Here is a 22,531-nt window from a genome sequence, read left to right on the forward strand (position 1 = left end):
GCATGTCCGAGGATCTCCTCCTCCGCATCCGCGGCCTGCGGATCGAAGCCGCCAATGGCGCGGTCCTTACCCACGACATCGACCTGGATTTGCATCGCGGCGAGGTTCTCGGCCTGATCGGAGAGTCGGGTGCCGGCAAATCGACCCTCGGCCTCGCACCGCTCATCTACGCCCGCCCCGGCTGCCGCATCACGGGCGGCGAGATCCGCCTCGGCGATCAGGATTTACGCAAGCTGAACGCGAAGGGGCGGGAAGGGATTCGCGGCCTGCGCGTCGCTTATGTCGCACAAAGTGCCGCCGCCGCCTTCAACCCCGCCAAGATCTTGCTCGCTCAGGTGACGGAAGGACCGATCCGGCATGGCTTGATGAGCCGGCGGGAGGCGGAGGCTCGCGCCGTGGAGCTCTTCAGGGCGCTCGATCTGCCGGAACCTGATCGGTTCGGCGCGCGCTACCCGCACGAGGCGTCGGGCGGGCAGTTGCAGCGGGCCATGGCGGCCATGGCCATGGCCTGCCAGCCTGATCTTCTGGTGCTGGACGAGCCGACCACGGCGCTCGACGTCACCACCCAGATCGAGGTCCTAGCGAAGCTGCGTGAACTCATCCGCGAGCATCGGACGGCGGCGCTCTACGTTACACATGATCTCTCCGTCGTTGCCCAAATCGCCGACCGCATCATGGTGCTGCGCCACGGCCGCATGGTGGAGACCGGCAGCACCCAGCAGGTGCTGATGGCGCCGCGGGAGGATTATACGCGCGCGCTCGTCGCGGAGCGTCAGGCGGTGATGCAGGCGCATGGCGTGGCGGAAGCCGCGCGAGGGGAAACCGTCCTGGCGGTCGATTCCGTCTCCGTCTCCTTTGGTCCGGTCAAGGCGGCGCAAGGCGTGGCGTTCACCGTGGCGCGGGGCGAGACGGTGGCGGTGGTGGGCGAATCGGGCTCAGGCAAATCGACCCTGGCCTATGCCGCGGTGGGGCAGATCGTGCCGGGCTCGGGTGGCTTCCGCTTTGCCGGCACGCCATTGCCCGCTTCGTACAAGGCCCGCAGTCTCGAGCAGCGGCGACGCATCCAGCTCATCTATCAGCTGCCGGACATCGCGCTCAATCCGCGTCAGACGATCGGCGCGATCCTTGGCCGCCCCGTCGCCTTCTTCGACAAGGCGAATGCAGGCACCGTGCGCGGCCGCGTCGCTGAATTGCTGACTCGTGTTGGCCTGCCCGAGGATTTCGCCGGGCGCTATCCAGGCCAATTGTCGGGCGGGCAGAAGCAGCGTATCTGCATCGCCCGCGCGCTCGCGGCGCGGCCCGATCTCGTGATTTGCGACGAGGTGACCTCGGCGCTCGATCCGCTGGTCGCGGAAGAGATCCTGAAGCTCCTCAAGGCGCTGCAGGACGAGCTCGGCGTCTCCTATCTCTTCATCACGCACGACCTCGGCACCGTGAAGCGCATCGCGCATCGCACCGTCGTCATGCTGAAGGGCCGCATGGTGGCCGAGGGGCCGACGGCGGAGATTTTCGACAATCCGCCCGATGACTATACCCGACGGCTGCTGCTCTCCGTGCCTGAGATGCGGACTGATTGGCTGGACGAGGCGTTGGCCCGCCGGGACGTCTGGCGAGGGCAAGGGGAAACGGCGTTCGCATGAGGGTGACCGAGCATCTCTGGATTCCGCTGGCCGATGGGACGCGCCTCGCCGCGCGGCTGTGGCTGCCGGATGATCCAGCACCCGTGCCGGCCATCCTCGAATATATCCCCTATCGCAAGCGGGACGGCACGCGCGGGCGGGATGAGCCGATGCATGGGTTTTTCGCAGCCCATGGCTATGCCGCGATCCGCGTCGACATGCGCGGCGCCGGTGAATCCGATGGCTTCCTGGAGGACGAATATCTCGTCCAGGAACAGGATGACGCGCTGGACGTGATCGACTGGATCAGCCGCCAGAGCTGGTGCAGCGGCCGTGTCGGCATGATGGGCAAGAGCTGGGGCGGCTTCAACTGCCTGCAGGTGGCAGCGCGCCGGCCGCCGGCCTTGGGCGCCATTCTCACCGTCTGCTCCACGACCGACCGTTTCGCGAACGACATCCACTACATGGGCGGCGGCCTGCTGAACGACAATCACTGGTGGGGCGCGATCATGCTGGCTTTTCAGGCCCGGCCGGCCGATCCCCTTCTGCGCGGGGAGGATTGGCGCGCGCAATGGCTGGAGCGGCTGCAGCGGATGCCCTTCTGGCCGGCGCTCTGGCTCGCCCATCAGCGGCGGGACGGCTATTGGCGCCATGGCTCGGTCTGCGAGGACTGGTCGGCGATCCAGTGCCCGGTCATGGCCGTCGGCGGCTGGGCCGATTCCTACACCAATGCCGTGCCGGAACTGCTCGAACATTTGACGGTGCCGCGCCTCGGCCTCATCGGGCCCTGGGCGCATATCTATCCGCAGGATGGCGTGCCGGGCCCGGCCATCGGCTTCCTGCAGGAAGCGGTGCGCTGGTGGGATCATTGGCTGAAGGGCGAGGATCGCGGCATCATGGCCGAGCCGATGCTGCGCGCCTTCGTCGAAGACGCGCAGAGCCCGGTCTCTTCGACCAAAGTTCAGGCGGAAGGACGATGGCGCGGCGAGCCCACTTGGCCTAGCCCGCATGTCCAAGACATGCTTCTGCCACTCAGCGCAGACGGCCGCTTGGGCGGCGGCATCTCCGGCCTCCGCAGCATCCGGTCGCCCCTCTGGGCGGGCACCGGCTGCGGCGAGTGGATGGGCACCGGGGTTGCCGGGGACATGCCGGGCGATCAGCGTGGGGATGATGGGTTCTCGCTGCTCTTCGACAGCGCGCCGCTGGCCGAGCCGTTGGAGGTCTTGGGCAATCCGATCCTCACGCTGAGGCTCGCGGCGGACAAGCCGCTCGGCCAGATCGCGGTGCGGCTGTGTGACGTGGCGCCGGACGGCGCAAGTCAGCGGGTGAGCTATGCCGTGCTCAACCTCGCCCATTGGGCGGGTTCGGCCGTGCCCGCGCCGCTCGAACCCGGCCATTTCTATGACGTGCCGGTGCGGCTGAAGGTCTGCGGCCATCGCTTCGCACCCGGCTGTCGCCTCCGCATCGCCCTCTCCACCGCCTACTGGCCAATTCTCTGGCCCGCTCCGGATCCCGCCACCCTCACCGTCGATTGCGCGGCCAGCCGGCTCGCCTTGCCGGTGCGTCAGGCGGTGAACGAGGCCCCGCTTGCTCTGCCGCCGCCCGCCCATGGCCCCTCTGCACCCGTCACCAAGCTCGCCGACAGCCGCGCCACGCGGCGCGTGAGCCTCGACAGCCTCACCGGCACCGCAACCTATGAGACCATCGGTGAGGGTGGATTGTTCGGCGAAGGGGTGGAGCGGTTCGACGACATCGACCTCAGCGTCGATCATGCGCTCAGCCGTCGGCTCACCGTCCAGGCCGACGACCCCTTCTCCGCACGCTCCGCCATCACGCAGAGCTTCGAGCTTGGCCGCGATGGGTGGCGCATCCGCATCGAAACCGAGACGGAGATGACCGGGACGGCGACGCAGTTCCGCATGACGGGCAAGCTCCGCGCTTTCGAGAATGGCGTGCGCGTGGCCGAGCGTGATTGGGACGAGCGTTTTCCCCGCGACTGTCTCTGAGACCTCAGCCCATCCGCCCGGTGGCCGGGGGGAAGGGCATGCGCATGGCGGCGCGGGCCGCGAGCGGGTTCTGGCCGAAGCGCTGGCGGAAAGCGCGGGCGAAGGCCGAAGCCGACCCGAAGCCGTGCGCCATCGCGACTTCGGCGACGCTCGCCGCGCTCTGTTCCAGCATGCGCTTGGCGGCGGCCAGCCTCAGGTCGAGATAATAGGCATGGGGCGATTGGCCGAGCTGGGCGCGAAAACGCGCCTGCAGCGTGCGCAGCAGCACACCGGCCCCATCCGCGATCTCGGTCAGTGGCAGCGGCTCCTCGAGATGGCTCTGCATGAGGGTGATGGCGGTCGCGAGCGCCGGGTCATCCGCCAGTAGCCGACCTAGCGACACCACCGGCTGAGGGGCCGAGCTTGCCTGCGTCTGGTCATAGATGAAGACGCTCGCGACGTTGAGTGCCAGCGGTAGGCCATGCTCGCGTCGCAGCATCGTCAGCATCATGTCGAGCGCGGGGGCCGCGCCCCCGGCCGTCCAGCGGTTGCGGTCCATCACGAAGCGGTCCTTGGCGACCGCGATCTTGGGAAAGCTTTCCGCAAATTCCTGCAGGTCTTCCCAATGGGTCGTCGCGGAGAAGCCATCCAGCAGCCCGGCGCGGGCCAGCAGCCAGGACCCTGCCTCGATCCCGGCGATGGCGGGCCGGGGGCGCGCTGCCCGGCGGAGATCCGCCGAGAGCTTGCGGTCGGTGGCCCGCGCGTTGAAGGAACCGAGAACGAAGAGCGCGGCGCGCTCCCCCTCCGCGACGAAAGGGCCGTCGACGCCGACCCGCACGCCAGAGGTGCTGATCGGCGCGCCGCCGTCGCGGGACAGCAGCCGCCAGCGATAGAGGGGCGCGGCCGCCACACGGTTCGCCGCGCGCAGCGGCTCGATCACGGCTGCGAGGCACATGAGCGAGAACTGCTCCAGCACGAGGACATCGACCAACCGCGGACTCATGCGAAGCCCTTCGCATTCAGGATGAACAACTTCGTGTTTCGTATAGCAGAGGCAGCGGTGCGACGGCACGCTTCCGTCTCTTCGCCAAGAGGTCGTGCATGAACTGGGAGGCTTTCATCACCTGCGCCGTGACCGGCGTGGGAGACAGCGCGGGCAAGAACCCGCATGTGCCGATCACGCCCCAGGCGATCGCCGAGGCTGCCATCGAGGCAGCGAAGGCGGGTGCTGCGATCGCCCATATTCATGTCCGGGATCCAGAAACCGGGCGCGGCGCGCGAGACGTGGCCTTGTATGCCGAGGTGGTGCGGCGCATCCGCGCGGCCGATGTCGACGTCATCATCAACCTGACTGCCGGCATGGGTGGGGATCTCGTGCTCGGCGGCGTGGAGGACCCGCTGCCGCTCAACCCTCGTGGCACGGACATGGTGGGGGCGGAGGAGCGGCTCGCCCATGTCACCGCGCTCTTGCCAGAGATCTGCACTCTCGACTGCGGATCGATGAACTTTGCCGAGGGCGACTACGTGATGACGAATACGCCGGGCATGCTGCGGGCCATGGCGGCGCGCGTGCAGGCGCTGGGCGTGCGGCCGGAAATCGAGGTTTTCGATACCGGGCACCTCGTTCTCTGCAAACAGCTGATTCGCGAAGGGCTGATCGAGGATCCGGTGCTTATCCAGCTCTGCATGGGCATCCCCTACGGTGCGCCGGATGATCCGCAGACGTTGATGGCCATGGTGGCCAATCTGCCGCCAGGTGCGATCTTCTCCGCCTTTTCCATCGGCCGGATGCAGCTGCCTTATGCCGCGATGGCCCTGCTCGCCGGTGGCAACATTCGTGTCGGGCTCGAAGACAATATCTGGCTCGCGCGCGGTGTGCCCGCGACCAACGGCCAACTGGTGGAGCGGGCGGCGCGCACGGCGGAGAGCATGGGCGCCCGCATCCTGGGACCCGCGGAGGTGCGGGCCAAGCTCAAGCTCGAAAAGCGCCTGGGAAGCATGGGATGAGCGCGATCCGGCAATGCGCCGTCGTCGGTGGCGGTGTCATCGGTGGCGGCTGGGCCGCACGCTTCCTGCTCTCGGGCTATGATGTGACGGTCTTCGACCCGCATCCCGAAGCCGAACGTCGTCTGCGTGAGATGGTCGCCCTCGCAGAGCGCGCGTGGAAGAAGCTCATCGCCGCACCTCTCCCGCCCATGGGCCAGCTGCGTTTCGCCGCGAGCCTGGCGGAGGCGGTTGCGGAGGCTGACCTGATTCAAGAAAGCGCTCCCGAAGTCGAAAGCATCAAGCAGAGGCTTCTGGGTGAGATCGATGCGGCGGCAAAACCTGGTGCGCTCGTCTGCTCCTCCACCTCCGGCCTGCTGCCGACGCGCATCTCCGCGGAGATGCGTCATCCGGAGCGATTCCTCGTCGCCCATCCCTTCAACCCGGTTTATCTCCTGCCGCTCGTCGAACTGTGCGGCGGGGAGAAGACCAGGCCCGAAAGCATCGAACGGGCGGGGGATTTCTTTACCGCCATCGGCATGCAGCCGCTGCATGTGCGCAAGGAGATCGACGGCTTTATCGCCGATCGTCTGCTCGAAGCCCTGTGGCGCGAGGCGCTCTGGCTCGTGCATGATGGCGTTGCCACGGTCGCCGAGGTGGATGATGCCATCCGCTACGGCGCCGGCCTGCGCTGGGCCTTCATGGGCACCTTTCAGATTTATCGCCTGGCTGGAGGTGAGGCAGGGATGCGCCATTTCATGGCGCAGTTCGGGCCTGCCCTGAAACTGCCCTGGACCAAGCTGATGGAGGTGCCGGAGTTCACGGAGGAACTGGTCGATCTTGTCGCGCGCCAGTCCGATGACCAGTCCGGCCACTGGGGCTTCCGCGCCCTGGAGGCGAAGCGCGACGATTGTCTCATCAGCATTATGCGCGCTCTCAAGGCACAGGAGTTTGGCGCCGGCGCCACACTCGCTGGCTTCGAGACGCAGTTGCGGCAAGGAAGCGCCGATGGGGCGCCGCTGCGGCTGTGCGAAGGCCGAGTGCCGGAGGCGTGGATCGACTATAATGGCCACGTCAATGACAGCCGCTACGTTCAGATCTGCGGTGATGCGACCGATGTGCTGCTCGCCCGCATCGGTATGGATGCGGCGATGCTCGCCCGCGGCTTCAGCTACTACACGGTGGAAAGCCACATCCGTCATCTCGGCGAGTTGAAGCGCGACGATGTCTATACCGTGACGACGCAAATCCTGGCGCTCGACGAGAAGCGCTTGCACCTGTTCCACCGCATCATGCGTGCGGACGGCGCGGAGGTTGCGACCGGGGAGCAGATGCTGCTGCATGTGGATGCCAAGGCGCATCGCGCGACGGCGGCGGCACCCGAGGTGCAGCAGGCACTGGCGAAGCTTCTGGAGACGCAAGGCGCGCTGCCTTGGCCCTCGGAGGCCGGGCACAGCGTCGGAATGAAATGAGGAAACAGCAAGCGGAGTGAGCGATGTCCGTCATCGAAAGGCCTGACCTGCCGCCTGTGGTGCCCACTCTGCCGGCATCGCTCTACCGCGACCCCGCTCTCTTCGAACGCGAGCGACGTGACATCTTCGCCCGCGAATGGCTGCTCTTCGGCCGCAGCGACCAGCTCCCGAACCCGGGTGATTTCCTGACCGGCACCATCATCGGCTATCCGATCATTCTGGTACGACAGAATGACGGCAGTCTGCGGGGTTTTCATAACGTGTGTCGCCATCGTGCGGCGATGCTCACGCAGGAACCATGCGGCCACATGAAGGGGGACGTGGTGCGTTGCCCCTATCACAGCTGGACCTACGACCTCGACGGCACGCTGATCCGTGCGGCTGCGTTCGGTGCTGGCAAAGGCGCCGTTGACCCCGATCAGTGGTCGCTCTTTCCCATCTCGGCCGATGAGTGGCGTGGCCTGGTCTTCATCCGCATTGTCACCGAGGGCCCCAGTCTCGTCGACTGGCTGGGTCCCATCGTGCCGCTTGCGGCGCACTATCCCCTGGAGCGCCAAAAGTACTTCTCGGAGAAGAACCGGGACGTCGCGGTGGATTGGAAAGCCTACGGCGAGAACTATCTCGAATGCTATCACTGCCCCAGCATGCATCCGGGGCTGTGCGAAAGCCTCGACATCAGCCGCTATACGATCGATTCCTATCCCGAGCACGGCCTGTTCCACCTCTACGGGCCGAAGCGTGATGGCGGCATGACGGATGGGCTCTACTTCTACCGCTTTCCCTCCCTCATGCTGAATTTCTACGAATGGGGGAGTTCCATCGCAACCGTGGAACCTCTGGGCGCCGGTCGGCTGCGTCATATCAACTGGTATCTCTTCTCCGACATCAACCCGGAGAAGGCCGAGGAGAATGCGCGCTCTGCCGCCTGGTCGGCTCAGATCATCACGGAAGACCTCGAGATCGTCACCGGCGTACAGCGCAACCTCGAAACCGGCATCTATGATCGCGGCATCCTGTCCCCCCGGCAGGAGCAGGCGGTGAAGGCGTTCCAGGACATGGTGCGTGCTGCCCTTCCTGGGCTGGAGGGTTAGGACGATGCCGGATGGGATGACCGCCGCCGCACGCAGCTACGATGCCGTCGTCATTGGCAGCGGGCATAACGGCCTCGTCTGCGCGAATTATCTGGCGCGCCGAGGCTTGAAGGTTGCGGTGCTGGAGCGTCGTGCGGTCATCGGCGGAGCTGCGGTGACGGAGGAGATCGCACCCGGCTACCGCGCGTCGATCTTCTCCTATCTCATGAGCCTGCTGCATCCCCGCATCATCCGAGATTTTGAATTGCCCCGGCACGGCCTGACCGTGCTGCCCTGTTCCGACATGATCTCTTCCGTCTCTTACGATGATTACATCCTCTTCTCGGAGGACATGAAGAAGACGCAGGAAAGCTTTGCCAAATTCTCGAAGCACGATGCCGACATCTATCCGGTCTTCGATGCCTATCTGCAGGAGGCGACGAAGATCGTCCGCTCCCTGCTCTGGGAGACGCCGGTCGATCCGGCGCGGCGCGACTGGAAGAGCTTTCGCGAATCGGCCGGATTGCTTTGGAAATACCGCAAGATCGGGCGGAAGATGTATCGCCTGGTCGATCTCCTGACCATGAGCGCCTATGACTATCTCTGCGAATGGTTCGAAGACGACAGGGTGATGGCGTGTCTCGCCTATTACGCCTCCATCGGCACGTTCGCGGGTCCCAAAAGTCCTGGCTCTGCCTATGTCATCATGCATCACATCATGGGTGAGCATGAAGGGGCGGGCGGCTGGGGATTCATCAAGGGCGGCATGGGTGCCATCACCCAAGCGCTTGCCGCGTCGGCGCGCGAAAAAGGGGTGGAGATCTTCACCGAAAGCCCCGTTGCGGAAATCCGCGTAGCAGGCGGTCGGGCGCGGGAAGTCGTGACGACCTCCGGTGATGTTTTTCGTGCGAAGGTCATCGCCTCCGGTATCAACGCCAAGACTGTCTACCTCGACATGCTGCCCGAAAGCGCAGTCCCAGCCGAAGTACGGCGCGAGGCACGTGGCTATCGCACCTTCTCCACCGCCTTCAAGATGAACATTGCCTGCGAACGGCCCCCGCAATATCGGATTCTGGAGAAGGCGAAGGCGGATGGCTCGCTCGGCAGCTTTCCCTATCCCACCTATTGCCACATCGCGCCGGATATCGATTATCTCGAGCGCGCCTATGACGATGCCAAGCACGGCCGGTATTCAACCGAACCCTTCATGACGCTTTGCACCCCGACCATCGTCGACGATACGCTGGCGCCGCCAGGCAAGCACATCGTCAACGTCTTCGGTGGCCACGCACCCTACGCGCTGAAGAACGGAGACTGGGCAACCGAGAAGGAGAACTTCAAGAAGACCGTGCTCAAGGCGATCGACAACTACGCACCTGGCTTTTCGGGGGACATCATCGCCGAGCAGACCCTGGTGCCGCCTGATTTGGAGCGCATCGTCGGACTGCCGCAGGGCCACATCTTCCATGGCGAACTCGCCGCGGACCAGCTCTTCTTTCAGCGCCCTGTCTCGGGCTATGCCGATTACCGCACGCCGGTGAAGGGGCTCTACCTCTGTGGCTCGTCCAACCACCCGGGCGGTGGCGTCTCCGGCATTCCGGGTCACAACGCCGCACGTGAGATCCTGAGGGACCTCAAGGCGCGGCGGCTCTAGCCATCAGGCGGCAGAGCCCGCCAGCCAGCCGAGAAGGTTGCGCCAGAGGGTGGCGTAGCCGGGCCAGGCGATGAAGTCGTTGGGCACCCAATGGGGCCCGATGTCGGAGGTCCAGACGGCGGTGCGGCCGTGGCCATGACCTCCGGTGACGAGGAGAGGAAACCCCCCCTCTGTGGCCGGCAGACGCGCCAGCACCTCGGCCCCGGGCCGCACCTCCACCTCGTTCGCCCCGAGCAGCAGCGGCCATTCCTCCTCGATCCCCGCGAGAATGGGATGTGCGGGAGCGACGACCTCGGCCCGGAAGCCGTCGGGCACCTCGATCCGGTCGTCATAGGGCAGGCAGGTGACGGGCAGCGCCTCCTCGACCGGCGTGCGGCGCCAGCGGGCGCGGCCATCGATGCCTTGGAAGCTGAAATAGCCGCCGATCATGGCAAGGCCGCCGCCTGCGGCCGTCCAGTCGCGGATGAGTTTGAGACGGTTCGGCACGGGGCGTCCGTTCAGCCAAACGCTTTGTGGCAGCAGCAGCGTATTGGCGCCGATGTCGGAGAGGAGGATGACCCGATAGGAGGCGAGACCTTCGGCATCGAACGGGAAGCCCTCGGCTGCCTCATGGGCCGGCATGTAGGTCAGCTCGAAGCGCGTGTCGCGCAGGGCGGCCACCAGCGGCTCCGCGCCGAGATGAAAAGTCACGCTTCCGAACTGATCAAACCCCTTGAAGTGGGTCGCGGAGCTCACCCAGCTTTCGCCGACCAGCAGCACCTTCGTCTTTGTCACGATCACATCTTTCCTTAAGCAGAGCCGCGGACCCACGGGCACCGGTCCGTTGAACCCGTGGCGCTCGCCGGCGCAGGCGGCGAGGCCAGAAGGCGCACACCCGACGATACCGCAGGTTTGGGTTCCTCGAAACGGTTCGTCAAGAGCCTGCGAAGCGGGTGCAGCGGCGCGGCTGCTCAGTCAGCATGCTGATCGCTTTGTCGCGGCACCAGGGTGAGCGGCCAAAGCTCGCGTGCCATCGCGCCCTCTCCTGCCAGACGGGCGAGCAAGATCTCCGCCAGTCGACGGCCGAGGGCCGCCGTGTCCAGGCTGAAGCAGGTCAACGCAGGCACGAGGAACTCCGTCATGGGTGTGTCATGAACCCCACCGATGACGGCAACATCCGCGCCGCAGCGCAAGCCCAGTTCTGCAAGGCGACGATAGATGCCGACGGCCATGCCGCTGTCGATGGCGAGAATGGCCGTGGGTCTCGGCTCCAGCGCTAGCAAGCGGGTGGCGATGGCATAGCCCCCGGCAGGGGTTACCTCGCCCTCTGCGACAAGGCTGCGATCGAAAGGGAGGGCGGCGCGCTTCAGGGCAGCGCGGTAGCCGGCCAGGAAGAAGCGCTTTTGCATGAGGCTGTCGGCGGGCATGCCGATGGCGATCCTGCGATGACCGGAGACGACGAAACGGGCGGTGGCCGAGGCTCCCGCCGTTTCGAAATCCAGGTCGAGCCAGGGATGGTCCCCGCCGGACAGGCTGCGCCCCAATGTGGCGAAGGGGAGGCCGGCCTCGGCCAGATAGTCGAGCCGGGGATCGTGTGCACGCGTCCAGGGCAGGATCAATGCATCCACCTGCCGGCGTTGAACGATCCGTCGCAACCGCGCCAGCGGGTCGGCGCCGCTGTCCGGCTGGTCCGGCATGATGACGAGGTCATAGTCATGGGCGCTCAGCACCTGCTGGGTGCCGCCGAACAGCGATAGGAAGAAGGGTTCGCCGTATGCCTCGCGACCCTGCGGGATTTCCCACAACAAGCCGATCGTATGCGTTGTGCCCTTGCGCAGGCTGCGCCCGGATTGCTGGGCGACATAGCCCATGGCCGCCGCCGCGGCGATGACCCGCTGCCGCGTCTCGGGATTGACGTCGGGGCGGTTGTTCAGGGCGCGCGAAATGGTGCCGATGGACACGCCGAGATGGGCGGCCAGATCCCGGATACCGGCTGCGACGGGAAGGGGCGATGCGGGTGAAACACTGGGGCTTTTAGGTTTGGGCACAAGGCACCTTAGCTTTGACTTGACTTCTTCACCATCCTGAACATACCGTCGTAAACGTTTACGGACTAGCCTCCACCCCAAGGGGAGAAGAGGCGGCCACGGGAGAGGAGACGCGACGGGATGAGCCTGCGCGCGGTGCTGGTTGGCTGTGGCGCGATGAGCGCCGGCTGGATCGAGGCGGCCAAGAGCTGTGCGGATCTGGAAATCGTCGGTTTCGTTGATCTCGATCGCGCGCGGGCCGAAGAGGCCGCGGCGCTTTGGGGCAAGCCCGCGGAAACGGGGGCCGATGCGCCGGCGATGATCGACGGACTGCGGCCCGATATTCTCTTCGATGTCGCGGTTCCGGTGGCGCGCCATGCGCTCGTCTCCCATGCTCTCTCGCGCGGATGCCACGTACTGACGGAAAAGCCGATGGCCGAGACTTTGGAGCAGGCAACCGATCTCCTGGACCGAGCGAAGGCTGCGGGACGCATTCATGCCGTCGTGCAGAACCGCCGCTACATCGCCCCCATCCGCCGCATTCGCCGGCTGCTCGATTCGGCGGCACTCGGCCCGGTGACCAGCCTGCATTGTGATTTCTTCCTCGGCCCACATTTCGGCGGCTTCCGTGAGGAGATGCGTCACGTTCTGCTTCTTGATATGGCAATTCACACCTTCGATGCCGCGCGCTGCCTGTCTGGGCGCGACGCGGAGGCCGTCTACGCCCGCGAATGGAATCCAGTCGGCTCCTGGTTCGCGCATGATGCCGCGGCCGCCGCCATCTTTGAGATGACGGGCGGCGCCTTCTTCACCTATCGCGGCAGCTGGGTGGCGCAAGGCCTCGGCACCTCTTGGGAGAGTTCGTGGCGGATTCTCTGCGAGAACGGCAGCCTGATGTGGGATGGTCACGATGACATCCGTGCGGAGCGCGTCGGGCCGCCGCGGCAGCGGCTTTTCGATACGGCCAGTGAAATCGAGATTCCGCCGCTCGCCGCGGGTGATGTCATCGGCGGCCACCGCGGCGTGATGCAGGATTTTCTGGCGGCCGTGCGCGGCGGAGCTGCGCCCGAGACGCGGGGTGAAGACAATATCAAGAGCTTTGCCATGGTCATGGGCGCCATCCGCAGTGCGGAAGGTGGTGCCCGCGTGGCGATCACGAGCTAGGAGACGGCAGATGGATTTGCGCATCGGCACGATGGTGAGATGCAATGGCGGAGTGGCCGCGAGCTATGTTCAGCAGATTCTGCCGCATGGTTTCGAGAGCATCGAACCGTTCTTTTGGCAGACGCTGGGGGGCGCCGATCTGCCGCGCTTGGCCGAAGACCTCCGTGAAGCCATCGGAGACCGCGACGTCACGATGTCGACCCTCGGGATGTTCGGTAACCCGCTGGAGGAGGATGACCTCGGTCGTGAAACGCTGGATGGATGGCGGCAGCTCATCGACCATGCTCATCTCTTCGGCGCCACCACCATCGCGGGCTTCACGGGTCGTCTCCGGGGTCGCCCCATCGAGGATAGCGTGCCGCGCTACCGCGCGGTGTGGGGTGAGCTTGCCCACCGGGCAGCCGATTGTGGTCTGCGCATCGCCTTCGAGAATTGCGCCATGGACGGCAACTGGGCAGCGGGAGACTGGAACATTGCGCACAATCCCGATGCCTGGGAGATGATGTTCAACGAGCTGCCGCATGAGAATTTGGGCCTCGAATGGGAGCCCTGTCATCAGATGGTCTATCTCATCGATCCGCTGCCGCAGATTGCGCAGTGGGCTTCCCGCATCTTTCACGTCCACGGCAAGGATGCGACCATCCGGTGGGATGTCATCCGTCGTCATGGCATCTTCGGCAAGCATCCCTTCGTCTACATGCGCACGCCGGGCTTCGGCGATTCGAACTGGACGGACATCATCTCGGAACTGCGCCGGGTGGGCTATCGCGGTGCCATCGACATCGAGGGCTGGCATGACCCTGTCTATCGCGATGCCTTGGAGATGACGGGCCAAGTCGCGGCGCTACAGCATCTCCAGCGCTGCCGCGGCGGGGATTTCGTGCCTAATCCGATCTGACCGGAAGCGCCCGCAAGAGGCGCCAGGATCATTCAATCAAAAGGAGGAAGCCCATGTCTCGCCTGCAACGCCTTGGCGCTGGACTTGCCTGCGTCGCCGCCTTTGGCCTGGTTGCCACCGCCCGGGCGCAGGCCGCGCACGTCACCCTCAATGTCTGGACGGTCGATTTCGAGAACCAGTACATGTTTCCGCTGGCGAAGCAGTACGAGGCGCTCCATCCCGATGTCACCATTCACGTCAAGCACGTCCAGTTTCAGGACATCAACAACGATCTTGCGCGGGCGGCCATTACCGGCGGCGGCCCCGACATCTCCTACATCGACAATCCCTATATCGACCTCTTTCGGTCGAAGGGCATGCTGCTCAACCTGGCGCCGATGATCGCCCAGTCGAAGACGGTCGACCTCTCGCAGTTCTATCCAGGCCCCCTTTCTGCCGTGAAATATGGCGATGCCGTGTATGGCCTGCCGCGCGGCGCCAATACGCTTGCCCTCTACTACAATGCCGATATGTTCAAGGCGGCCGGGCTCGACCCGAACAAGCCGCCGCAGACCTGGGCAGAGCTCTATGATGATGCGAAGAAGCTGACGGACCCGGCGAAGCACGTCTACGGCCTGGCTTTTTCCGCGGTTGCGTCGGAAGAAGGAACCTTCCAATTCCTGCCGTGGATTCAGATGGCAGGTGGCGACTACAACAGGCTCGATACGCCGGGTGACGTCAAGGCGCTCGAGTTCTGGCAGAAGCTGATCGATGAGAAGCTTGCGTCGCCCGATACGCTGGTGCGCAGTCAATACGACTCCACCGCGACCTTTAATGCCGGCAATGCGGCCATGGCGATTTCCGGGCCCTGGGAGCTGCCCCGCATGGCGCACGACGCCAAATTCGAGTACCGCGTCGCTTTGCTTCCTACCATGACCGCCGGAAGCCCGCACGTCTCCGCGCTGGGCGAAGGCGACAACGTTATCCTTGCGCGCTCGAAGCATCCGAAGGAGGCCTTCGCCTTCCTCGAATACCTCAACAGCCAGATGCCGCATGTCTGGAACGACTCGGGCTTCCTGCCCGCATCGCACGTGACGGTGGACCACCCGAAATGGCCGGTTGAATATGGCATCTTTCTGCAGGCGCTTCAGACTGCGCGGGTACGGGGCCCCAATCCGCATTGGGCCGATATCTCCCAGGCTATTCAAAACGCGATCCAGGCTGCATTGACGCATCAGGCGACCGCGGCCCAGGCCCTGGCCACGGCGCAGAAGGCCGTCGATGCCGTGGCGACCCAGTGAGCTTCGTTCGGGTCAAGCGGTGAGCAGCAGGATGCGCGCGGCCTGGAGGGACGGGGCGGGTTTCGATGTCACGCTCGTCACCTTGGCTCTCGTCTATCTCTTTCTCTTTGCAGCGTTGCCGATGCTCTACACCGTCCTCATGTCGGTGCAGAAGATCGACATGTTCACTCTGGGCACGCTCGCGCGGCCCTTCGTCGGCTTACGCAACTATGCGCATGTGTTGGCGATGCCGATCGCTTGGCGCGTGGCGGAGAACACGGCGATTTTTGTCGCTCTCTCCGTCGTCTTTCAACTCGTCCTCGGGTTGGGGCTCGCGATCTATTTTCGGCAGGATTTTCCGGGGGCTGCGACGCTTCGCGGCTTGTTCCTTGCCGGCTGGGTCATGCCTGCTCTGGTCGTCGGCGCCATCTGGCGCTGGCTCCTGGCCGGTGATTTCGGTGTGGTCAACTATCTGCTCAATCTGATCGGCATCGTGCACGGCCATATCTTCTGGATCGCCAACCCGGATGTCGCGCTCTATTCGCTTGTCATTGCCAACGTCTGGCTCGGCATTCCGTTCAACATGCTGCTGCTATCCGTGGGGCTTGCCGCCATTCCGGCCGATGTCTACGAGGCTGCGGCGCTGGATGGCGCGGGGCCGCTGCGGCGCTTTCTGTTCGTCACTCTGCCGATGATGCGCGCGACGCTCGGCGCCGTACTGTCCTTGAGCATCATCTTCACCCTGCAACAATACGATCTGGTGGCGGCACTCACCCAAGGAGGGCCCTCCAATGCCTCCAACGTCGCGCAATACTGGTCCTGGCAGCTGTCGTTCGAGACCTATGACATTGCGGGTGGCAGTGTCGTCGCTGTCTTCATGATCCTCGTCGTCATTGTCGTTGCACTGCTCTATGTCCGCTCCACCCGTGGGGAGCAGCAGGCATGAAGGCGATGCGGCGGCCGCTTCTGCTCGGTCTCGGGCTGATCTTCACCGGCCTCTATCTGTTTCCGCTCTACTGGATGTACGTCAGCGCGCTCAAGCCGGGCCAGGAGCTGTTCGTCTATCCGCCGCATCTGGTACCGCACAGCCTCGTCTGGAGCGTCGGCCGTGTCTTCGTGCAGCACGAGATGGCGACCTATCTAGGCAATTCCTTCCTCATCGCGGCTGGCGTCACCCTCATCTGCGTGGTGATCGGCACGGGCTGCGCGCGGGTGCTCGCGCGCTATCGCACGCGCTGGGTCGATGCGGCGCTCTTCGCCATCCTGATGATGCAGGTGCTGCCGTCCTCGTTGATGGTGACGCCCCTCTTCGTGGGTTTCAGCGAGGTGGGCTTGCTGCAAATGCCGCGTCTCGCTGTTATTCTGGCGCAAGTGGCCAAGGTTATGCCCTTCTACATCGTGCTGACGCGCGCCAATCTGGGCCAGATTCCGCTCGAACTGGAACAGGCGGCCCTGGTGGATGGCGCCTCCCGGATCGGGGCCTTCTTCCGCATCGTACTGCCGCTCGCCCGCAACGGCATTCTCGTCACGGGCATCCTCGTCTTCCTGCAGAGCTTCGGGGAATATGTCTATGCGCGGTCGATGATCGCGGAGGATGATTTGCAGACGGCGACGGTGGGCCTCTCGGCCTTTCTCGGCCCCAATACCAGTGATTGGAATGGCATGATGACCTATTCCGCTATCTATGTGACGCCGATCCTGCTCCTCTTCGTGCTGCTGCAGCGGCGGATCGTCAGCGGTCTCACGGCGGGCGCGTTGAAGTGACGGTGGCCGCCCAATCCGTGTTAGGCTGAGCCATAGGCAGAGACCGGCAAAGAACCGGCAGCAAGACGGGAGAAAGACGCATGGCGCTTCGCACCATCAAGGGGCCGGGCATTTTCCTGGCTCAGTTTGCGGCGGATGCCGCGCCTTACAACAGCCTGCCGGAGATTGCCCGCTGGGCGGCCGGCCACGGCTATGCGGGCATCCAGATTCCCTCCTGGGATGGGCGGCTGTTCGACCTTGCCCGGGCGGCCGAAAGCCGGGACTATTGCGACGAGGTACGAGGGATCGCCGCAGAGGCGGGGGTCGCGATCACCGAACTTTCGACGCATCTGCAAGGCCAGCTCGTGGCCGTGCATCCGGCCTATGACATCCCTTTCGATGGCTTCGCGCCGCCCGCTCTGCGCGGTCAGCCGCAAGCACGGCAGGAATGGGCGGTGGAGCAGCTGCGGCTTGCCGCACGTGCCTCCCGCAACCTTGGCCTGACGGCCCATGCCACCTTCTCTGGCGCGCTGGCCTGGCCCTTCCTCTACCCATGGCCGCAGCGGCCCGCCGGCTTGGTGGAAGAAGCCTTCGACGAGCTCGCCCGGCGCTGGCGCCCGATTCTCGACGCCTTCGAGGAGGCGGGTGTGGATCTCTGCTACGAGATCCACCCCGGAGAAGATCTGCATGACGGCGCGACCTACGAGATGTTTCTTGAGCGTGTCGGCAACCACCCGCGGGCCAATCTGCTCTACGACCCCAGCCACTTCGTGCTGCAGCAGCTCGATTATCTCGCCTATATCGACATCTATCATGAGCGCATCCGCATGTTTCACGCAAAGGATGCGGAGTTCAACCCGACCGGCCGCCAAGGCGTCTATTCTGGCTTCCAGCCCTGGGTGCAGCGCGCCGGGCGCTTCCGCTCCTTAGGGGACGGCCAAGTCGATTTCGGCGCGATCTTCTCGAAACTCTCTCAATATGGCTTCGATGGCTGGGCCGTGCTGGAATGGGAATGCTGCATCAAGGACAGCGAGCAGGGGGCGGCGGAAGGCGCACCCTTCATCGCCAGCCACATCATTCAAGTGGCGTCCCGAGCTTTTGATGATTTCGCAGCGAGCGGGGTGGATGCGGCGACGAACCGGCGCATCCTGGGGCTGTGAGGGAGGGCGGCCTCGCTGGGCGAGGCTGCCCCACGCTCATCGGTTCGTCGCGCGCAGTTGCGGGTTCAAGGCGTAGGTCGCCGTTGCTGCGCCTTCAGCGAGGATGTGGCCCCGCATCGCCCCACGCAGTGCGTCTCCATCAAAGGCGCCCTGCAGCCCGAGAGAAGCGATGTCCAGCGCAAAGATCTGCACCGTGTACCGATGCGGCTGTTCGTCGTTGACCGGAGGGCAGGGGCCGTCATAGCCCCCATAGGTGCCGCTCAAGGCAGGGTTGGTGGCCAGGAAGGCGCTATAGACATTCGCCCCTCTGCGCCCGTGGTCGGTCTGCCCCACCGCTTTGCCGTGCGACGTCAGCTGCTGGCTGTCTTCCCCCGGTGCGAGCGCGGTGACGGCCGGGGGAATGTCGTCCAGCACCCAGTGATAGACCTTGATGCGCGGCGCATCAGCGGGGATGACAATGCCGGGCTTGTTGATCTGGTCCAACGCACGCGGCACGTCGCGGTCCGTCATCAGCAAGGCATAGGAGCGCGTGCCGCGGGGTCCCGCACTCCAGGTGATGCCGGGGCTGACGTCCAGGCCCGCGGCTCCCGCCGGTGGGCAAAAGGCGGCGGCGTCGGGGAGACGGCCGTGGCGATCGAGGCCCGCGATCGTAACCCGCAGAGGCTCCGTCGCGGAAGCGGTGATGATGAGACCGCCGAGTATGACGGCAGCCAAAGAAACGTAACTTGGGATTGCCATGTCTCTTCTCCTTCCTTGCACTGCGAGGAAGGATAGGCCGCGGCATTCGGCCGTGGCTGCCCGATCCGATCAGTCTTGCGCCCGATCCGATCGGCTGGAAGAGGGATGACGCTTCTGCAGCCGGATGGCGGCGGGCGTCTCTCCGAAACGGCGCTGAAAGTGGCGCCCGAAATGCGACCGTGACCGATAGCCGGTCGCGGCGAGGGCTTCCGCGACATCGGCATCCCGTTCGTGCAGGACGATGAAGGCCGCTTGCATCCGCTCGGCCCGGAGCAGATCCTGAAAGCGCGTTCCTTCGGCACGCAAACGACGCCGCAGCGTTGCTTCCGACAGAGAGAGTGCGGCCGCGGCCTTGGCTGCCGTCCATGGCAGGTGAAGTCGATGCCGCAGGAGCAGGCGCACCGCCTCGGCCACCGAATCCGCCATATATTTGGGATGGAACTGGAAGGCGCCTTGCTCGGCCAGCACCAGAAGGATTTCGAGAATACGGTGATCGCGCACCTTCCGTGACATCGGCGCGGGGTGTGACAGGGCCTCGGCACAATGCAGAATGGCGGAGCAGAGCACGGCTGTGAGGGTGGGTTCACGGCGCGTGCTCGGGCGCCCGGCATACTGCGGCCAAAGGCGGGCCCCTTCGATCACGAGTTCCCTTGGAAAACGGATGAATAGCGCACGATACACGCCGCTCTGCGGGTCCGGCTCGTTGACGACGTCGACCCGCGCTTTTGCGGGCAGGATGAAGGCGTCACCTGCCCGGTAGAGCCGGCGCTCCGCTCCGGCCAGGACTTCCTTGCAGCCGTCGATGACGATGACGAGACCTGCCTCCGGTAACACCAGTTCACCGATATTCTCACGGTGCCGGGTCACGAAGGCGGAAAGGATGGCCGGTTGCCCTTGGTCCAGCGCATCGCGCGTATCACGTCGTGCGAGGACGCGCAGGGCCCGCAGGATCTGCTGGCGCCCGTCTTCTGGGGATGAGGGCGCGGTCACGTGCTCTGGCCGATGCGCAGCTCGAAGCCGATGTCGACGCTGCGGCGTCCTGCATCCTCCCCCCGGATGCGGGCCAGCAGTTTCGTCGCCGCCAACTGACCCATGCCCTGGCGGGGGGAGACGATCGTCGTCAGCGCTGGCTGGACCAGCCGGCCAATGGCGAATCCATTGAACCCGGCGATCGCCACGCGCTCGGGCACGGCGATGCCTTCCTGCTGGGCGCCCAGAATGGCGCCGACGGCCAGATCGTCATTGGCAAAGAAGATCGCGTCCAGATCTGGTGCGGCTTGCAGCGTGCGCATCAGGGCCTCGGCGCCTACCTGAACGCTCGACTTCTCGTCATGGGTGAAGGGCGGCCGCTGCCGCAGCCCATGCCGCGCCAAGCACCGATCCAGCCCCTTGAAGCGGTGCATGGCGCGGTAATCAGCGGTCAGCCGTCCGCCGATGAAGCCGATCTCCCGATAGCCCCGTGCGATCAGATGCTCGCCCATGGTTTCCCCGGCCTTGTAATGGGAGAGGCCGACGTTCATGTCGATCGGGCGGGTGCCGTGCTCCATGATTTCGACGACGGGGCGGTTCCAGCCTTTCAGAAGGGCGCGCGTGCCTTCGGTGTGCTTGAGGCCGGCGAGGATGACGCCGGCCGGCGCCCAGCCCAGCAGGGTCGTGACCAGACCCTGCTCGCGCTCCAGATCGTATTGTGTGTTGCCCAGCAGCATCTGGTAGCCGGCAACCTCGAGAACATCCTGAATCCCCTGGATGACCTCGATGAAGACGGTGTTGGACAGGGACGGCACGATGACCAGCACCGCCCGGCTTTCGGCGCTCGCGAGCGCCCCGGCCACGCGGTTTGGAACATAGCCCAATTCGCGAATGGCCGCCGAGACCTTGGCCCGCAGCGGTTCCGTCACGATGGCGGGCGTATTGATGACGCGCGAGACGGTGATGGCTGAGACGCCCGCGCGTTCGGCGACGTCTTTCAGCGTGACGGTGTTGGGGCGGGCCGGCTTGCGGCCGCCGGGGTTGCGAAGGTCGTCCATGGGCAGAGGCTAGCCGATCGTCACGGCGGGCGCCACGGATCGGCGCCTGTTACCGCTACCAAAATCCTCTGAGCATGGTCTGTTTGCGCTAACAGAAATTTGTGACCTCCGACTGATTGCGCTAACAGACGCATCTGTGTATAGAGTCGGCAACGGCGGCAGCCATTCAAGAAGAGCCGTTCAGGAGGACGTCGGGTGTCAGCACTCGCCCAGAAGCCTGCCATGGCGCACGTCTCAGGGATGTATGAGGCGCGCCATCTGATGAAGCGCTACGGAAGCGTGCTGGTGCTGCGCGATGTGAGCATCACCATGCGCCCGGGGCGCGTGCATACGGTGATGGGTGAAAACGGCGCAGGCAAATCCACGGCTTTCAAGATTCTCTCTGGCCTCGTGCGGCCGACCGCCGGCTCCCTGCATCTCGACGGGCAGGAAATCGCTCTCTCCTCTCCGGCGGCCGCGCATCACGCGGGCATCTATCTCGTGCCGCAGGAGCCGGCCGTGATGCCGGAACTGTCGGTCACGGAGACGATGTTCGTCGGCCAGTTGCCGACGCGCGGCCGCTTCCCGCGGCGCATCGACTGGAAGGCAGCGCGTCTGCGCGCGATGGAAGCCCTCGCGACGCTCAAGCTCGACATCGATCCGGATCAGCCGGCGCGCCAGTTGAGCATCGCCCAGCAGCAGCAATTGGAATGCGCCAAGGCGTTGCTGCGCGGCTGTCGCGTGATCCTTTTCGACGAGCCGACTTCGCCGCTGACCACCCATGAGGTTGAGCGTCTTTTCGCCACCATGCGCCGCCTCACCGCGGAGGGATACACGCTCGGCTTCATCAGTCACCGGATGGATGAAGTTCTCGACATCTCGGATGATATCAGCGTCCTGCGTGACGGAGCTCTGGTCGACAGTGCAGAGAAGAAGGACTTTGATCGGGTACGACTGATGTCGCAAATGGTCGGGCGGGAGATGCGGGTGATCCCGCGCCGTCAGCTCAGCCACGCGACGGAAACGCCGGTTCTCCACGTCGAAGGGCTTGCGAGCGCACCGCGCTTCCGTGACGTGAGCTTCACCTTGCACAAGGGCGAGATTTTGGGCTTCGCCGGCCTCGTTGGCGCCGGGCGCACCGAAATTGCGGAGACCATCTTCGGCGTGCGACCGCGCGATGGCGGAAGCATCAAGCTGGATGGCGAAGATATCGCGGATCTCGGCACGCATGAGATCATCCGCAAAGGCTTGGTCTATGCGCCGGAAGATCGTGCGAAGCATGGCGCTGTTCTGCAGATGACGATCACGGAAAACCTCACCTCCGGCTTGTTGGAGCGTGTGCGTTCGACCTTCGGCCTGCTCAGCCAGGCGGATGAGGATCGCATCGGCGCCGAGACTGTCGCGCGCTATCGCGTCCGTTGCGCGGGGATCGACCAGAAGATGCGGCAGCTTTCCGGCGGCAACCAGCAGAAGGTCGTCTTCGGCAAATGGATGGGGACAACCCCTTTGGTCGCGATCCTCGACGAGCCGACCCGGGGTGTCGATGTCGGCGCCAAGGACGAGATCTATGAGCTGATCGACGGCCTCGCGCGCGATGGCATGGGCATCATCGTCATTTCCTCCGAGCTGGAGGAGCTGGTACGTCTCTGCGACCGTATTCTCTCTGTCTATGAGGGACGCATCGTCGCCGAACTTCGCGGCGACGAGATTACTCAGGATCGTGTCTCCGCCTCCTATCTCACGACGGCCGAGGCCGCCGGCCGATGAAAGCGAT

At 64.9% G+C, this 22,531-nt stretch carries 19 protein-coding genes; 13 read left to right on the plus strand and 6 right to left on the minus strand.

Annotation, left to right across the window (positions count from 1 at the left end; all coding sequences use genetic code 11):
- Positions 1 to 2: 2 nt before the first annotated feature.
- Positions 3 to 1,640 (plus strand): ABC transporter ATP-binding protein, encoded by a 1,638-nt coding sequence (locus ACYQ6W_RS03985; RefSeq protein ID WP_459673708.1) that lies wholly within the window; start codon positions 3 to 5, stop codon positions 1,638 to 1,640.
- Positions 1,637 to 3,625 carry a CocE/NonD family hydrolase gene (locus ACYQ6W_RS03990; protein WP_459673709.1) on the plus strand — a complete coding sequence of 663 codons (1,989 nt, stop codon included), beginning with the start codon at positions 1,637 to 1,639 and terminating at the stop codon, positions 3,623 to 3,625. Before ACYQ6W_RS03985 ends, ACYQ6W_RS03990 begins: the two co-directional genes overlap by 4 nt.
- 4 nt (positions 3,626 to 3,629) lie before the next feature.
- Here the strand turns inward: ACYQ6W_RS03990 and ACYQ6W_RS03995 are convergent, their stop codons facing one another.
- Positions 3,630 to 4,607 (minus strand): GlxA family transcriptional regulator, encoded by a 978-nt coding sequence (locus ACYQ6W_RS03995; protein ID WP_459673710.1) that lies wholly within the window; start codon positions 4,605 to 4,607, stop codon positions 3,630 to 3,632.
- Between the two features lie 98 nt (positions 4,608 to 4,705).
- Between ACYQ6W_RS03995 and ACYQ6W_RS04000 the strand changes: the two genes are divergently transcribed.
- From ACYQ6W_RS04000 to ACYQ6W_RS04015, 4 genes are read left to right on the plus strand one after another with little or no spacing between them, the layout of a single operon-like run.
- The gene (locus tag ACYQ6W_RS04000; RefSeq protein WP_459673711.1) at positions 4,706 to 5,611 is read left to right on the plus strand and encodes a beta-keto acid cleavage family enzyme; all 906 of its coding nucleotides are present in this window, start codon (positions 4,706 to 4,708) and stop codon (positions 5,609 to 5,611) included.
- On the plus strand, positions 5,608 to 7,059 hold the full coding sequence (locus ACYQ6W_RS04005; protein ID WP_459673712.1) for a carnitine 3-dehydrogenase: 1,452 nt from the start codon (positions 5,608 to 5,610) through the stop codon (positions 7,057 to 7,059). Before ACYQ6W_RS04000 ends, ACYQ6W_RS04005 begins: the two co-directional genes overlap by 4 nt.
- A gap of 23 nt (positions 7,060 to 7,082) precedes the next feature.
- Entirely contained in the window at positions 7,083 to 8,150 is a 1,068-nt protein-coding gene (locus ACYQ6W_RS04010) for an aromatic ring-hydroxylating oxygenase subunit alpha (protein ID WP_459673714.1), read from the plus strand.
- 4 nt (positions 8,151 to 8,154) lie between these two features.
- A complete protein-coding gene (locus tag ACYQ6W_RS04015) occupies positions 8,155 to 9,783 on the plus strand; it encodes a phytoene desaturase family protein (protein WP_459673715.1) in 1,629 nt (542 codons plus the stop codon).
- Positions 9,784 to 9,786: 3 nt separating this feature from the next.
- Here the strand turns inward: ACYQ6W_RS04015 and ACYQ6W_RS04020 are convergent, their stop codons facing one another.
- Positions 9,787 to 10,557 (minus strand): glutamine amidotransferase, encoded by a 771-nt coding sequence (locus ACYQ6W_RS04020; RefSeq protein WP_459673716.1) that lies wholly within the window; start codon positions 10,555 to 10,557, stop codon positions 9,787 to 9,789.
- Between the two features lie 176 nt (positions 10,558 to 10,733).
- Positions 10,734 to 11,810, minus strand: a complete 1,077-nt coding sequence (locus ACYQ6W_RS04025; protein WP_459673717.1) for a LacI family DNA-binding transcriptional regulator — start codon at positions 11,808 to 11,810, stop codon at positions 10,734 to 10,736.
- Between the two features lie 120 nt (positions 11,811 to 11,930).
- Here ACYQ6W_RS04025 and ACYQ6W_RS04030 point away from each other — a divergent pair, with 120 nt between their 5' ends.
- The 6 genes from ACYQ6W_RS04030 (at position 11,931) to ACYQ6W_RS04055 (ending at position 18,013) form a co-directional block, all read left to right on the plus strand.
- Entirely contained in the window at positions 11,931 to 12,953 is a 1,023-nt protein-coding gene (locus ACYQ6W_RS04030; protein ID WP_459673718.1) for a Gfo/Idh/MocA family protein, read from the plus strand.
- 10 nt (positions 12,954 to 12,963) lie between these two features.
- Complete coding sequence (locus ACYQ6W_RS04035) at positions 12,964 to 13,851, plus strand: sugar phosphate isomerase/epimerase family protein (RefSeq protein ID WP_459673720.1); 888 nt, start codon at positions 12,964 to 12,966, stop codon at positions 13,849 to 13,851.
- Positions 13,852 to 13,904: 53 nt separating this feature from the next.
- Positions 13,905 to 15,131 carry an ABC transporter substrate-binding protein gene (locus tag ACYQ6W_RS04040; protein WP_459673721.1) on the plus strand — a complete coding sequence of 409 codons (1,227 nt, stop codon included), beginning with the start codon at positions 13,905 to 13,907 and terminating at the stop codon, positions 15,129 to 15,131.
- Positions 15,132 to 15,162: 31 nt separating this feature from the next.
- The gene (locus tag ACYQ6W_RS04045) at positions 15,163 to 16,056 is read left to right on the plus strand and encodes a carbohydrate ABC transporter permease (protein ID WP_459673723.1); all 894 of its coding nucleotides are present in this window, start codon (positions 15,163 to 15,165) and stop codon (positions 16,054 to 16,056) included.
- A complete protein-coding gene (locus ACYQ6W_RS04050) occupies positions 16,053 to 16,874 on the plus strand; it encodes a carbohydrate ABC transporter permease (protein ID WP_459673724.1) in 822 nt (273 codons plus the stop codon). The genes ACYQ6W_RS04045 and ACYQ6W_RS04050 overlap by 4 nt, the downstream gene beginning before the upstream one ends.
- A gap of 80 nt (positions 16,875 to 16,954) precedes the next feature.
- Positions 16,955 to 18,013 (plus strand): sugar phosphate isomerase/epimerase family protein, encoded by a 1,059-nt coding sequence (locus ACYQ6W_RS04055; RefSeq protein WP_459673725.1) that lies wholly within the window; start codon positions 16,955 to 16,957, stop codon positions 18,011 to 18,013.
- 36 nt (positions 18,014 to 18,049) lie between these two features.
- On the opposite strand, the gene ACYQ6W_RS04060 is transcribed toward ACYQ6W_RS04055, so the two are convergent.
- The 3 genes from ACYQ6W_RS04060 to ACYQ6W_RS04070 form a co-directional block, all read right to left on the minus strand.
- A complete protein-coding gene (locus tag ACYQ6W_RS04060; protein WP_459673726.1) occupies positions 18,050 to 18,751 on the minus strand; it encodes a YbhB/YbcL family Raf kinase inhibitor-like protein in 702 nt (233 codons plus the stop codon).
- Between the two features lie 69 nt (positions 18,752 to 18,820).
- Complete coding sequence (locus ACYQ6W_RS04065) at positions 18,821 to 19,741, minus strand: helix-turn-helix domain-containing protein (protein ID WP_459673728.1); 921 nt, start codon at positions 19,739 to 19,741, stop codon at positions 18,821 to 18,823.
- The gene (locus ACYQ6W_RS04070) at positions 19,738 to 20,778 is read right to left on the minus strand and encodes a LacI family DNA-binding transcriptional regulator (protein WP_459673729.1); all 1,041 of its coding nucleotides are present in this window, start codon (positions 20,776 to 20,778) and stop codon (positions 19,738 to 19,740) included. Before ACYQ6W_RS04070 ends, ACYQ6W_RS04065 begins: the two co-directional genes overlap by 4 nt.
- Before the next feature lie 195 nt (positions 20,779 to 20,973).
- Between ACYQ6W_RS04070 and ACYQ6W_RS04075 the strand changes: the two genes are divergently transcribed.
- Positions 20,974 to 22,524, plus strand: a complete 1,551-nt coding sequence (locus ACYQ6W_RS04075) for a sugar ABC transporter ATP-binding protein (RefSeq protein WP_459673730.1) — start codon at positions 20,974 to 20,976, stop codon at positions 22,522 to 22,524.
- The last annotated feature ends 7 nt before the right edge of the window (positions 22,525 to 22,531 follow it).

The sequence above is a fragment of the Acidisoma sp. 7E03 genome (assembly GCF_054665075.1).

What these genes read in the sequence shown, in the direction of transcription:
- ACYQ6W_RS04040 (WP_459673721.1), top strand. Translation starts at nt 13,905, where the DNA reads ATGTCTCGCCTGCAACGCCTTGGCGCTGGACTTGCCTGCGTCGCCGCC.
- ACYQ6W_RS04005 (WP_459673712.1), top strand. Translation starts at nt 5,608, where the DNA reads ATGAGCGCGATCCGGCAATGCGCCGTCGTCGGTGGCGGTGTCATCGGT.
- ACYQ6W_RS04070 (WP_459673729.1), bottom strand. Translation starts at nt 20,778, where the DNA reads ATGGACGACCTTCGCAACCCCGGCGGCCGCAAGCCGGCCCGCCCCAAC.
- ACYQ6W_RS04030 (WP_459673718.1), top strand. Translation starts at nt 11,931, where the DNA reads ATGAGCCTGCGCGCGGTGCTGGTTGGCTGTGGCGCGATGAGCGCCGGC.
- ACYQ6W_RS04060 (WP_459673726.1), bottom strand. Translation starts at nt 18,751, where the DNA reads ATGGCAATCCCAAGTTACGTTTCTTTGGCTGCCGTCATACTCGGCGGT.
- ACYQ6W_RS03990 (WP_459673709.1), top strand. Translation starts at nt 1,637, where the DNA reads ATGAGGGTGACCGAGCATCTCTGGATTCCGCTGGCCGATGGGACGCGC.
- ACYQ6W_RS04015 (WP_459673715.1), top strand. Translation starts at nt 8,155, where the DNA reads ATGCCGGATGGGATGACCGCCGCCGCACGCAGCTACGATGCCGTCGTC.
- ACYQ6W_RS04000 (WP_459673711.1), top strand. Translation starts at nt 4,706, where the DNA reads ATGAACTGGGAGGCTTTCATCACCTGCGCCGTGACCGGCGTGGGAGAC.
- ACYQ6W_RS03995 (WP_459673710.1), bottom strand. Translation starts at nt 4,607, where the DNA reads ATGAGTCCGCGGTTGGTCGATGTCCTCGTGCTGGAGCAGTTCTCGCTC.
- ACYQ6W_RS04050 (WP_459673724.1), top strand. Translation starts at nt 16,053, where the DNA reads ATGAAGGCGATGCGGCGGCCGCTTCTGCTCGGTCTCGGGCTGATCTTC.
- ACYQ6W_RS04035 (WP_459673720.1), top strand. Translation starts at nt 12,964, where the DNA reads ATGGATTTGCGCATCGGCACGATGGTGAGATGCAATGGCGGAGTGGCC.
- ACYQ6W_RS04010 (WP_459673714.1), top strand. Translation starts at nt 7,083, where the DNA reads ATGTCCGTCATCGAAAGGCCTGACCTGCCGCCTGTGGTGCCCACTCTG.
- ACYQ6W_RS03985 (WP_459673708.1), top strand. Translation starts at nt 3, where the DNA reads ATGTCCGAGGATCTCCTCCTCCGCATCCGCGGCCTGCGGATCGAAGCC.
- ACYQ6W_RS04055 (WP_459673725.1), top strand. Translation starts at nt 16,955, where the DNA reads ATGGCGCTTCGCACCATCAAGGGGCCGGGCATTTTCCTGGCTCAGTTT.
- ACYQ6W_RS04045 (WP_459673723.1), top strand. Translation starts at nt 15,163, where the DNA reads ATGCGCGCGGCCTGGAGGGACGGGGCGGGTTTCGATGTCACGCTCGTC.